The sequence below is a fragment of the Kitasatospora sp. NPDC059747 genome (assembly GCF_042732955.1).
Classification (GTDB): domain Bacteria; phylum Actinomycetota; class Actinomycetes; order Streptomycetales; family Streptomycetaceae; genus Kitasatospora.
Genome location: NZ_JBHWGV010000004.1, coordinates 146687 through 159479, shown reverse-complemented (window position 1 = coordinate 159479; position 12793 = coordinate 146687). Strand labels below are relative to the sequence as shown.

Annotated in this window: 7 protein-coding genes; 1 reads left to right on the top strand and 6 read right to left on the bottom strand. The window is 76.2% G+C overall.

The genetic code is table 11. The features are described 5' to 3' along the window. Window positions 1-664: 664 nt before the first annotated feature. From ACFV4G_RS03500 to ACFV4G_RS03475, 6 genes are all read right to left on the bottom strand, one after another. Window positions 665-2266 (bottom strand): hypothetical protein, encoded by a 1602-nt coding sequence (locus ACFV4G_RS03500; protein WP_380435978.1) that lies wholly within the window; start codon window positions 2264-2266, stop codon window positions 665-667. 257 nt (window positions 2267-2523) lie between these two features. Further along, window positions 2524-4314, bottom strand: coding sequence for a GMC oxidoreductase (locus ACFV4G_RS03495; protein ID WP_380435976.1), 1791 nt, complete (start codon window positions 4312-4314; stop codon window positions 2524-2526). Window positions 4315-4384: 70 nt separating this feature from the next. Next, the gene (locus ACFV4G_RS03490; protein WP_380435974.1) at window positions 4385-6028 is read right to left on the bottom strand and encodes a succinic semialdehyde dehydrogenase; all 1644 of its coding nucleotides are present in this window, start codon (window positions 6026-6028) and stop codon (window positions 4385-4387) included. A 102-nt stretch (window positions 6029-6130) separates the two neighbouring features. Further along, window positions 6131-7960 (bottom strand): serine/threonine-protein kinase, encoded by a 1830-nt coding sequence (locus ACFV4G_RS03485; protein WP_380435972.1) that lies wholly within the window; start codon window positions 7958-7960, stop codon window positions 6131-6133. A gap of 159 nt (window positions 7961-8119) precedes the next feature. Beyond that, window positions 8120-9211 (bottom strand): protein kinase, encoded by a 1092-nt coding sequence (locus tag ACFV4G_RS03480; RefSeq protein WP_380435970.1) that lies wholly within the window; start codon window positions 9209-9211, stop codon window positions 8120-8122. Between the two features lie 633 nt (window positions 9212-9844). Further along, on the bottom strand, window positions 9845-11851 hold the full coding sequence (locus tag ACFV4G_RS03475) for a serine/threonine-protein kinase (protein ID WP_380435968.1): 2007 nt from the start codon (window positions 11849-11851) through the stop codon (window positions 9845-9847). 254 nt (window positions 11852-12105) lie between these two features. Between ACFV4G_RS03475 and ACFV4G_RS03470 the strand changes: the two genes are divergently transcribed. Beyond that, complete coding sequence (locus ACFV4G_RS03470; RefSeq protein WP_380435966.1) at window positions 12106-12681, top strand: hypothetical protein; 576 nt, start codon at window positions 12106-12108, stop codon at window positions 12679-12681. Window positions 12682-12793: the final 112 nt, after the last annotated feature.

Genomic DNA, 12793 nt, shown 5'->3' with positions numbered 1-12793 from the left:
GCCCCGCGGGGGGGCGGGGGCGGGCGCCCCCCCGGCGCCCCCCCGCCCGCCCCGCCGGCCCCCCGGCCGGCCCCGCCGCCGCCCCCCGGGGGGCGCACACCACTCACCGTTGCGCGCCGCTACGCGCGTCCCCGTGCGCCGCAATCGATCGAACCACTACGCACCGTGATCATCACCGCGGCGAAGCGGAGCTCGTCGTCACAAAATGGACCGGGCCGAAGTGTGCCGAACCGGTTGCAGACCGAGCCCTCCGTCCAGCACGATGCTCCGTGGAAGCGGTTCTCCCGGCGGCCTACGGCCCACTGCGGAGTCCGGGACCGCTGCCGCCGCGACCTGGGGCGGCAACGGTCGCCACCTCACGCTCCGTGATCGAGTGTCCGGCGCAGGACTGCGCGCCGACCCGACGCACCGCGAGCGTGCGCGCTCCCCGCGCCGCCGGCCACCCACGCCGGAGCCGCACCGGGCGCGGCCCCGAAACCAACCGAATGACGGCGCTCCTCCCCCGGCGCCGTCACCTCCAGCACCGGCGCAGCCCTGACGCCGCGTGCTGAGCGACAAAGGGCCCCGTTCCCCCGCGGGGCCCTTTGCCCTTTCCGGCGCCGGCCTTTCCGGCCCCGACCGGTCCCGCCCGACCTGCCGGGGCCCCGACCTGCCGGGATCCGCGCTACGGGTGGTCGCGCCAGACGCTCGGGTCGACCCTGCCTTCGCCGTCCCGGGGCCCCGCGAGCCGGTCGTCCGCCCCGCCCGTCGGCCCCGACGACCCCTCGGACGAACCGATCACGTCGCTCACCCCCGCCTCCGGCCGGTACGGCTCGGGCTCCCCGGCGGCGTGCCCGTACCCGGGCCCGACGTGGTCGTACCCGTCCGGCGGACCCTGCGGCGGCACGGCGCCCGCGTACGGGACGGCGGCCGCGCCCCGCCCGCCCGTCGCGGCGGCCAGCAGCGGCGGCAGCGCCAGCGCGCCGATCGCCGCCCAGATCACGTTGGCCGCGAGCAGCGAACCGAAGACCAGGCTCACCGAGTAGCCGGCGGTGGCCGGGTCGGAGCGCGCCCCGCCGCTGCCGAAGCCCGTGGTCGCGGCGCCGGAGAACACCATGAGCAGGGTCAGCCCGACCGCGTACACCACCGCCAGCCGGATCCGGTCGGCCGCGTCGAGCCGACGGCGGTGGGCCGTCCAGGCCAGCAGGATCACCGAGGCGACGGCCAGCAGGCCGGCGAAGCGCCAGGCGCCGCTCTCGCCGTGCAGGTCGAAGAACGAGAACTCCTGGAAGCCCGGGTAGCCGCCCCGCCCGCCGCCCCAGTCCGGCCCCCGGGAGGCGGGCCCGCCCTCGGCGCGGAACGTCGCCCCCGAGCCGATGCCGATCAGCATCAGCCCGAGGTTGGGCAGGAAGGCCGACGACACCGCGGTCTGCCAGCCCTCGCTGTTGGCCGCGACCAGGACGAACGCCACCAGCGAGGCCGTGCCGACCAGCAGCGCGAGCACCTGGCCGGCTGCCAGCCCCGCCACCGCCCAGCCGCGGATCGTCCGGTTGCGCCAGGCCGCCCAGCGCAGCGCGTCGGTGCCGTACACGGCGAACGCGACCAGCCCGGCGAGCAGGGCGCTCCAGCCGACCGCCTGCGGCCAGCCGGCGTCCGCGGTGTAGGTGATCGCCGACGAGCGGCCGAACCCGGTGGGGTTGCCGGGCAGGTAGGGGCTCCAGTCCGCCCCGGCGAGCAGGCCAACCAGCAGCGTCACGCCGGCCGCGACCAGCGCGGTGCGCAGCGCCTCGCCGGCCGCCTGGCCGCGGGTCATCTGCTCGGCCGTGCGGGCCTGCCGACGGCGGGAGAGCGTCCGCAGGCCGAGCCAGAGGGCGAGCAGCCACAGCACGGTGACGGTCAGCGGGAGCACCCGCGCCGTGAAGCCGAAGTCGGTGTCGGTGCCCCGCCAGTGGATCGCGTAGGAGAGCTTGAACGGGGCGCCGAGCGCGCCGAGCGCCATCGCGAGGGCGGCGCCGTAGCGGTCGCCGAACCCGGGCATCTGGACCAGGGTGGCGGATTCGTTGTAGTCGCTCGGGATCGCCGCGACCAGCGCGGCGACCAGCAGGACGACGGTCGGCGCGAGGAGCGCGAGGAGCGCCGGGCGCCAGTCCATGCCGGTCAGCCCGCGCAGCGCGGGCGACTGCCCGGCAGCCGGGTCGTACGGCCGCCCGGCGCCCCAGGTGCCCGGCGCGGGAGCGTACCCGGGCGGCGCGGGCGCGTACCCGGGAGGCGGGGGCGGCGGCACCACGGGCGGGGCGGCCGGCGGGCTGCTCGGCGGACCGGCCGGCGGTGGGGGCGGTGGCGGTGGCGCGGACGGCCGTCCGCACGCGGCACAGGCCCGCGCCCCCTCCACCGAAGCCGCACCGCACGATGCGCAGATGGCCATGAACCGCGTTCCCCCCGCTCGACGAGTCCCTGGTCCCCCAGGACGCCCGTTTATCCCATCGGATCCGAACGGATGTCAACCGGCTTCCCGCCCCGGCGCGTTGGCCGCGCAGCCGAGCGTCAGCCGCGCTTCTTCGGCACCTCCGGGACGGCCAGCAGCGGCAGCCGCAGCGCCCCGAACGCGTCCTTCGGCACGGCCGGGCGCACCGGCGCGACGGCCGCGGTGCGGCGGTACTCCGCGCCCTGCTCCGGCCGCGGGTCGGCCTCGCCCTTGTTGGGCCACATCGACATCGCGCGCTCGGCCTGCGCGGTGATCGTCAGCGACGGGTTGACGCCGAGGTTGGCGGAGACCGCCGCGCCGTCCACGACGCTGATCCCCGGGTGGCCGTAGAGCCGGTGGTACGGGTCGACCACGCCGGTCTCGGCGGTGTCGCCGATCGGGCAGCCGCCGAGGAAGTGGGCGGTCATCGGGATGTCGAAGATCTCGCCCACGGTGCTGCCGGCGAAGCCGTTGATCTCCGCGGCGAGCGCCTGGGCGCCCTTCTCGGCGGCCGGGATCCAGGTCGGGTTGGGCGCGCCGTGGCCCTGGGCGGAGGTCAGCCGGGCCTTGCCGAGCAGGTCCTTCTTCAGCGAGACGGTGATCGAGTTGTCCAGCGACTGCATCACCAGGCCGATGATCGTCTTCTCCGACCAGCGGCGCTGGTTCATCGAGCGCGCGAAGGTCACCGGGTGGCTCACCGAGTTGCCCAGGTAGCGCAGCCAGCGCGGGGCCCGACCACCGCCCGCGACCTGGGCGATCGACAGCGCGCCCATCGCGTTCGAGCCCTTGCCGTAGCGCACCGGCTCGATGTGGGTGTTCGCGTCCGGGTGGATCGAGGAGGTGATCGCGACGCCCTTGGTGAAGTCCGCGCGGCTGCCGTAGCGCCGGTCGGTGGTCTGCGCGCCCACCAGCGCCTCGGAGTTGGTCCGGGTCAGCTCGCCGAGCCGGGCCGAGAGCCGGGGCAGGTGGCCGTCCGCGCGCATCCGGTGCAGCAGCGACTGGGTGCCGTAGGTGCCGGCCGCGACCACGACCCGGGCGGCGGTGATGGTCCGCGCGCCCGCCTTGACCCGGTCCGTCTTCGAGCGCGAGTCGGTGCGGCGCACGTCCACCGCGTAGCCCTCGCCCTGCTCCCGGATCCGGGCCACCGTGGTCAGCGGGTGGATCTCCGCGCCGCCCTGCTCGGCCAGGTACAGGTAGTTCTCGGTGAGCATGTTCTTGGCGCCGTGCCGGCACCCGGTCATGCACTCGCCGCACTCCACGCAGGCCTTGCGGGCCGGGCCGGCGCCGCCGAAGTACGGGTCGGCGACCTCCTCGCCGGGCGCGGCCTTGGCCGTGCCGTCGGTGTCCTTGCCGTCCCCGAAGAAGACCCCGACCGGCGCCATGTGGAAGGTGTCCCCGACGCCCATCTTCTCGGCCGCCGCCTTGAGGTGGACGTCGGACGGCGTGACGGTCGGATTGAGCCGGACCCCGAGCATCCGCTGCGCCTGGTCGTAGAACGGCGCCAACTCCGCCTGCCAGTCGGTGATGTGGCGCCACTGACGGTCCTCGAAGAACGCCTTCGGCGGCACGTACAGGGTGTTGGCGTAGTTCAGCGAGCCGCCGCCGACCCCGGCGCCGGCCAGGATCAGCACGTTGGCCAGCAGGTGGATCCGCTGGATGCCGTACAGGCCCAGCTGCGGCGCCCACAGGTAGTTCGGCAGGTCCCAGGAGTTCCGGGGCAGTTCGTCGCGGTCGAAGCGCCGCCCGGCCTCCAGGACGGCCACCCGGTAGCCCTTCTCGGTCAGCCGCAGCGCGGCGACCGAACCGCCGAAGCCGGAGCCGACCACGACCACGTCGTAGTCGAACTCGCCCTGTTCCGGGGACCCCGCCATCTGCCACTGCTCCCTTAGCCGTCCGAATCCGCCCGCACCGCCCACCGGCCGGGCCCCACCGCTGCCCCGCCTACTTGAGGCGCAGCGCCTTCAGCACCCGCAGCCCGCCGGTGAACACCGCCGCGAACTGCCGGTCGTCGAGCCCGAGCGAGGGCGCGAGCGGGAGCAGCCGCTGGGTCGCGATGGTCTGGGCCTCGGTGAACCGCAGGATGCCCTCCGCGCCGTGCCGCCGGCCGAGCCCGGAGTCGCCCATCCCGCCCATCGGCGAGCCGACCGAGCCGTAGGCGGCGGCGTACGCCTCGTTGACGTTGACGGTGCCGGTGCGCAGCCGGGCCGCGACCGCCCGGCCGCGGCGCGGGTTCCGGGTCCAGACGCTGGAGTTGAGGCCGTACGGGGTGGCGTTGGCGGCGGCCACCGCCTCGTCGTCGGTGTCGAAGCGGTAGACGGAGACGACCGGGCCGAAGGTCTCCTCGCCGCAGACCGCCATCTCCGGCGTGACGCCGTCGAGGATGGTCGGCTCGTAGAAGAAGGGGCCGAGGTCGGGCCGGGCGCGGCCGCCGGCCAGCACGGTGGCGCCGGCCTTGACGGCCTCCTCGACGTGCCGGGTGGTGGTGTCCAGCTGGCGGGCCGAGACCAGCGAGCCCATGTCGGCGCCGTACGCGAGGCCGCCGCCCAGGCGCAGGGCCCGGGTGCGCTCGGCGAACTTCTCCAGGAAGGCGTCGGCGACCGAGCGGTGGACCATGAGGCGCTCGATGGAGATGCAGAGCTGACCGGCGGAGGAGAAGCAGGCCCGCACGGCGCCGGCCGCGGCCCGGTCGAGGTCCGCGTCGGCGAGCACCAGCATGGCGTTCTTGCCGCCGAGTTCGAGCGAGGCGCCGATCAGCCGGGCGGCGGCGCGCTGGGCGACGTCGCGGCCGGTGCGGGTGGAGCCGGTGAAGGAGACGTAGTCCGCGTGCTCGACCACGGCCGGGCCGATCACCGGTCCGTCGCCGATCACGACCTGCCACAGGTCGGCCGGCAGCCCGGCCTCGACGAGCAGTTCGCGGGCCCACAGCGCGGTGAGCGCGGTCTGCGTGTCGGGCTTGTTGACGACGGCGTTGCCGGCCACGAAGGCGGGCAGGGCGTCGCCGACGGACAGCTCCAGCGGGTAGTTCCACGGCGAGACGTGGCCGATCACGCCCTTGGGGCGGCGGGCCTCGATCGCCTGGGTGAGCACCGGCAGCGCGCCGCCGTGCCGCTTGTCGCGCAGGTACCCGTGCGCGGCGCGCCCGTAGTGCCGGGCGGCCATGGCGACGGCGAGCACCTCCTCGAAGGCGTGCAGCCGGGCCTTGCCGGTCTCGGCCTGGATCAGGTCCAGGACCTCGTCCTGCCGCTTGAGCAGCAGGTCGTGGAAGCGCAGCAGGACGGCGGCGCGGCGGCGCACGGGCAGCGCGGCCCAGGCCGACTGGGCGCGGCGGGCCAGCTGGAAGGCGACCTCGACGTCGGCCGGGGTGGACTGCGGCAGGCTCGCCAGCCGCTCACCGGTCAGCGGGGCGACGGTCTCCACCACGCTGGGCTCGCCGGTCGCGGTGACGCCGCCGGCCAGCCGGGCGACCAGGGACGGCGGGACGGCCCCGGCGACGGTCCGGCCGCCGCCCGGAGCGGCCGGGTTGCCGCCCGCGGGGGCGGCGTCGGGACGTCCGGTGGCCACTGCATCTGCTGTGAGGTCCGACATACGGCGCAGCCTAGGCGCTCGGCGCCCGGCGCGGTACCCGTCGGTAACAACAATCTGCCGCACTCGGGCGAAAGCGGGCGCTCCGCCCGGACGGCGCCGTGGTCAGCGGGTGGGCGTGAAGCTGTTGAGCACCGTCGTGAAGCGCTGGAGGGCCTCGTTCCAGTCGTTGCCCTTCTCCGGGCTGGACGAGTAGATCGCGTAGGCGGTGCCGTCCTCGTCGATGAACTCGGTCTCGACCGCGCGGCGGCGGCCGCCCTCCTTGGCCGCGTAGCTGAACTCCCAGACGGCCGCCTCGTGGCCGTTCACCGCGGTGCTCGCCATCCGGTGCTGCTTGTAGTCCTTCTGCGCCTTGGAGACGCTGGCCTCCATCTCCCGCATGTGCTCCAGCGGCTTCACCGACTGCCCGACGGTGACGGCGAACTGCAGGTAGTGCACCTTGCCGTCGGGGCTGTAGAAGATCTGGTTGTTGTCGCTCCCGAGGATGCGCTGCCAGGCCGGGGACGCGGACGGCAGCACGAAGCGGAACCCGGCCGGGTCCTCCACCCACTGGTAGCCGGCGGGCACCGGCCCGCCGCTCGCCGATCCGGTCGGCACCGGCACGGCCGAGGTGGTCACGGCGGGCGTCGACGGGTCGTCGGCGGGGCCGGCGTCGGAGCCGACGACGTGCCGTGTGGCGAAGAAGGTGCCCGCGGCGGCGACCAGGCCGACGGCCACCGCGATGCCGACGACCTTCGCCAGGCTGCGGCGCCTGGCCGGTCCGCGCGCGGGCGCGATGGTGTGCGGCACCGGCGCGACGGGCCCGGTGGGCGCCCCCGCGGCGATCGGCGCGCCCGCCTGGGCGCCCACGGCGGGAACGTGCGCCGCGGCCACGGCGCCACCGGCCGGAGCGTGCGCCGCGGTGACGGCCGTCTCCGACGAGCGGGCTGCGGCCGGCTCCCCGGCGGTGTCCGGCTCGATGCCGGTGTCCGTACCGGCGTCACCGGCGTCACCGGCGTCGGCCGCGGCCCCGCCGGTCGTGTCGCTCCGGTCCACGACGGGCACCGACATCGTCGGCGTCCGGACCGGCGCGACCGCCTTCAGGCCGACCGTGTGCCCGGCCTGCACCTCGGCGAGCATCCGGGCCGCCTCGTCCGCGGTCGGCCGCTCGGCCGGGTCCTTGGCCATCAGCGCGGCCAGCACCGGCCCGAGCGGCCCGGCCCGGCGCGGCTCCGGCAGCGGATCGCCCACGACCGCGGCCAGCGTGGTGATCGGCGAGGTCCGGCGGAACGGCGACTGCCCCTCGACGGCCGCGTACAGCGTCGCGCCGAGGCCCCACAGGTCGGAGGCCGGCCCGGGCCGCTCGCCCTGGGCGCGCTCTGGCGCGAGGTAGTCCGGCGAGCCGACGAGGTCGCCCGGCCGGGTCAGCTCGGCGGAGCCCTCGAACTTCGCGATCCCGAAGTCCAGCAGGACGACCCGGCCGGTGCCGCGCTCCAGCAGCACGTTGGCCGGCTTGACGTCCCGGTGCAGCACGCCCAGCTGGTGCCCGCGGTGCAGCGCGGCCAGCACCTGGCTGCCGACCTCGGCGGCGGCGCGCGGCTGGAGGGTGCCGTCCTGGCTGATCACGTCGGCCAGCGAGCGGCCGTCGACCAGCTCCATGACGATCCACGGCCGGCCGTCCTGCTCCAGCACGTCGTGCACGGTGATGACGCCGGGGTGCTTGATCCGGGCCGCCGCGCTCGCCTCGCGCTTCATCCGGGCGTGCAGGATCTCCAGCTCGTCCTCGGGGAGGTGGTTGACGGTCAGTTCCTTGACCGCGACCTCACGGTCCAGCATCCGGTCCCAGGCCCGCCAGACCGTGCCCATGCCGCCCCGGCCGAGCCGATCACCCAGCTCGTACCGCCCGGCCAGCAGCCGCTCCGTCTCGGCCGTCTCCGGCCGGTCCTGCACGCCCATCGGCGACCGCTCCCCCTCGCTTCGGCTGCCGTCAGTGCGACGGAGGGCCTGGTGCAGACCACTGTTCGAACAAATCCCACGCACACATTAGGCCCACCTCGCCGACCCGGGTAATCTCCCCGGTCCGCCGCGTCCGCGAACCGCGGCCGGGCCGGGCCGTCAGCCCGCGAACATCACCACGGCGACCACCCCCAGCACGAGCAGCAGGAAGACGCCTCCGACCAGTACCGGCCCCAGCAGGGCCGGGGGTATCCGGGGCGGCTTGCCCCCGTCCGTCCCCGCCCCGCGGCCGGCGGACGGCACGGCGGCGCCCCGGCCGCGCCCGCGCGCGGACTTCACCAGCGGACCGGCCGGCCGCAGCACGACCTCCCGGGCCGCCCGCTCGCCGTCGGCCGGCTCCGGCGCGCCCGCCAGCAGCACCGCCAGCTCCCGGCGGACCTCGTCGGCGGTCGGCCGCAGCGCCGGATCGGGCTGGAGCAGCCGCTCGACGAGCGGCGCCAGCGGCCCGCAGGAGGCGGACGGCTCGCGCCGGCCGTCCCGGACCGCCGTCACCAGCTCCGGCACCCCGTCCTCGGGGTAGGGCGAACGCCCGGTCAGCAGCCGCTGCAGCAGCACCCCGAGCGCCCAGCAGTCCCCGGCCGGGCCGCCGTCCAGCGGCCAGCGCTCCGCCACCGGGCCGACCAGGGTGGCCCGCACCTCGTAGCGGCGGCGCCCGCCGGGCCCGCCGAGGTCCTCGGCCAGCGCCTCCTCGGCCACCCCGGGCAACAGTCCGCCGAGCATCGCCGCGCCGTCCTCGCAGACCAGCACCGACTCGGCGGTCAGGTTGCCGTGGCTGAGCCCGGCCTCGTGCAGCGAGCGCAGCGCGCCCGCCAGGTCCGCCGCCAGCTCGGCCGCCCGGTAGGGCGGCAACGGCCCGGCGGCGGCGAGTTCGGCCAGCGGGACGCCGGCCGGCCGCTCCTCGACCGTCCACAGCAGCTCTCCGTCGACGAACGCCCCGACCCCGCGCAGCAGCCGCGGGTGCCAGGCCGGCGCCGTCGAGCCGACCGCTCCGACCCGCCGGACCAGCCGGTCGGCCTGCGGCGGCGTACCGTCCTCCGGATCGTGGCCGCCGGTCAGCAGCGCGGGCAGCTCCAGGGCGCGCAGCAGCACCGACTCGCCGGTGCCCTCGTCCACCGCGGTCGCCCGCAGCGCCTCCGGACGGTCCGTCAGCCGGTAACGCCCCGCCAGCACCTGCCCAGGGCCCGCTCGCATGCCAGTTCCTCTCGCTCACCGAGCAGCCTACTGAGCGGCTCTCCCGGGCTCGGCCCCGTGGACCGGACCGATCTGATCGACACCGCGTTCCGGGTCGCCGGCAACGGCGGCCGGGCGACGCGGGCCGAGGCCGTGCGCACGGTCGAGGCGGCCGTGATCGACGGTGAGCGGCCCGTCGCCTCCACCGTCGGCCACCACCCCGACCACGTCCGCGAGGGCGCGCTGGTCCCGACCACCTACCGGCTGCTCTTCCTGAAGGACGGGAAACCGCCGGTACCGGTTCCGCTTGCCGCCGTCACCGACGCGACCATGACGCGGACCGGGCTCGACGGCGACGCCCTGACGATCATCGCCCCGACCGGCCCCCACGGCTTCGAGGACGCGGCCGGGGCCGGGGAGTTCACCGAGCGGATCAGGACCGCCGCACGGGCCGCGCGGGCCACCCCGCAGGCGGCCGCCTCCCTGACCGAGGCGCCGTCCGCCCCCGCCCCCGAGGAGCCCGGCGCGGGCGGGCGACCGCTGGACCGGCTGGAGCGGTCGGCCGCCCCGCACCGCTCCGGGGCGCTCACCGACCAGGAGTTCGCCGAGGCCGAGGAGCGCCTGCCCGGCCGACCGGCCCGGCCGACCGCCGGGTTACGGCGCGGGCTGGAAGCTGGCGAACGCCTCGTCCCTGGCCTGGGAGTTGGCCGGGGCCGCCCAGTCGGCGTCCGGCGTGGTCCAGTAGATCGCGTAGCCGTACTTGGCCGGGCTGCCGGTCACGAAGCCGCGGTTGAGCGAGTGCATCCTCGGCGTGCCGTTGGTCCACTCCCAGTCGGCCGCGTTGCTCCACTGCCGGTAGCCGACGGCCGCGAGGTTGACCCGCTGGTAGTTGGTCACCTGCGCGCGCAGGCCGGGCTCGGCCTCCTGCCAGTCCGCCAGCGCGCTCGGGTCGGGGCTGGTGGTCCACTCGATCCGCAGCGTGCTGCCGTTGCCCTGGAAGGTCCGGCGGGTGGCCTCCGAGCCGCTCTGCTGGAGCCAGTCCGGCAGCACGACCGAGAAGCCGGTCGGGTCCTTGTACAGGTGGTACCCGGCCGGCACCGCGCCGGCCGGGGCCGGCTGGGCCGCGCCCGGCGCGGCGGCCGGGGGCGGAGTCGGAGTCGGGGTGGGCGTCGCCGCCGGGGCGGGTGCCTGGCCGCCCGCGGGCGTCGTCGCCGCGGTGGCCGGGGCCTGCGGCGGGGCCGCCTCGGTGCCGGCCGGCGCGGGCTCGGCCGCCGCCGTGGTCGGCGCGGCGGCGGTGGGCGCCGCGGCCCCGCTCGGTGTCGCCTCCGTGGTGGCCGCCACCGGCGAGGTCGCGCCCGCGCCGTGCGCCGTGCCGGCCTCCGAACCGCCGACGGCCTTCACGACCGCGACGATCCCGGCGATCAGCAGCAGCACCAGGACGATCGTCACCACGGCCAGCCGCCGCCGGCCCTTGCGCGGATCGGCGCCCGCCGCCTGCGTCGCGCCCAGCGTCCACTCGCTGGTCACCGGCCGGATCGGCTCGGTCTCCGGCGCCGCGGGCGGGGCCGGCTCCGCCGCCGGGACCACCGCCGGGACGGCCGCCGGCTCCTGGTCCTTCGCCTTGCTGCCGACCCGCACGGTCCCGAGCAGCCCGCCGATCGTCCGCTTCGCGGTGCCGTCGGGGGACGGCGGCTGCTCCTCCGCCTTCTCGCCGGTCTTCTCGGCGGCCTTCCGGTCGGCCTTCGCCACCGGGGCGGGAGCCGCAGCCGCCGATCCGGCGGCCGACTTGACCGGCATCGCGTGCTCGGTCGTCGACTCGGCCTTGGCGGTGGCCTCGGCGACGACCCGCTTGAGCATCGACCGGGTCTGCGAGGCGTCCAGCCGGTCGGCCGGGTCCTTCTCCAGCAGCCCCTCGATCACCGGCAGCAGCGCCCCGGCGTTCTTCGGCGTGGCGAGCTCCTCGGTCATCACCGCCGTCAGGGTGGCCAGCGCCGACCCGCGGTCGTACGGCGGCCGGCCCTCCACCATCGCGTACAGCGTGCCGCCCAGCGACCACAGGTCGGCCGGCGGCCCGGGCTTCTGCCCACGCGCGCGCTCCGGGGATATGTACGAGGGCGCGCCGACCAGCATGCCGGTCGAGGTGACCGAGGCGTCACCCTCCACGCTGGCGATGCCGAAGTCGGTGAGCACCACCCGGCCGTCCTCGCCGATCAGCACGTTCGACGGCTTCACGTCCCGGTGCAGGATGCCCAGGGCGTGCGCGGCGCTCAGCACGCCCAGCACGTCGAGCGCGATCTCGGCGGCCCGGGCCGGCGCCAGCGGCCCGTCCTCCTTGATGACGTCGGCCAGCGAGCGGGACTCGACCAGCTCCATGACGATCCACGGCCGGTCGTCCTCCTCGACCACGTCGAAGACGGTGACCGCCGAGCCGTGCCGGATCCGCGCGGTGGCCTTGGCCTCGCGCAGCGTCCGGACGATCAGCCGGTGCTTCTCCTCCTCCTCGACGCTGGCGTTCATGCGCAGTTCCTTCACCGCGACAATCCGGCCCAGCATCTCGTCCTCGGCGCGCCAGACGGTGCCCATACCGCCGCGCCCGAGCACCCCGTCCAGCCGGTAGCGTCCGGCCAGGAGTCGGCCGGTGGAACCCTGCGCCTGGGTCATTCGAAACGTTCCCCCATGTGCTGCTGGCGGTCGAGGTGACAGCGCGTCGGCCCGGCGTCTGGGCCCGAACGCCAAGCCTCCATCATCCCCTGTCCACCGGGCCCGCGACCACCCGGCCCCCGGCACGAGGTGCGACGGACCGCAACAACCCCGGCTCTCCGTGCCCGATCTGTGATCGAAAACTCGCCGAGATTCGTCCCGAACACTGTTACGGTGCGGCAGCTCACCGTCTTTTCCGGGGGGATCCGACACCCATGACCGCACCCGCCTGGGGCACTGACGAACAGTCGGGCCGACCGCGAACGGCCCAGCACTACACGGTGGCGCCCGCCGTCGGCGCCCCGGAGGGCTACGTCGCGCCCGGCATGCCCGGTGTCCCGGTGGCCGGATACGAACCCGTCGTCCCCGTCACCCGCCGCCGGCGCCCCCGCCGGCGGGTCGGACTCGCCGTCAGCGTCGCGGTCGCCGCGATGCTCCTCGGCGCCCTCGCCTACGGCTGCGCGCCGCTGCGGGCCGCGGACAGCGTCGGCTGGCTGGCCATCGCCCCCACCGCCGCCGTCTCCTGGCCGCTCGGCCGGCTCGGCGGCCGCAGCCGGGTGCTGCCCCTGCTGGGCGCGCTGCTCGCGGCCGGCGCGCTCTTCCTCGGCCAGTTGCTCCTCCAGGGCCGCGTGCTCCACTCGCGCGGCCTGCCCGGCACCCCGCCGCGCGCGCTCGTCCACGACGTCCTGGCCGCGTGGCGCGCCGACCTGCGCCCGCTGGACCTCGCCTTCTACGGCATAGCCCTGGTCGGCGGCTTCATACTCACCCGCCGCACCGCCGTCCGCGGCTGACGGAACGACGAGGGCCCCCCCCCGGCGGCCCGCCGGGGGCCCCCGCCCCCGCGAGCCCACCCCGGGGGGGGGGCCCGGCTGTGGGGGGGCCACAACCCCACGCCAAACGAGA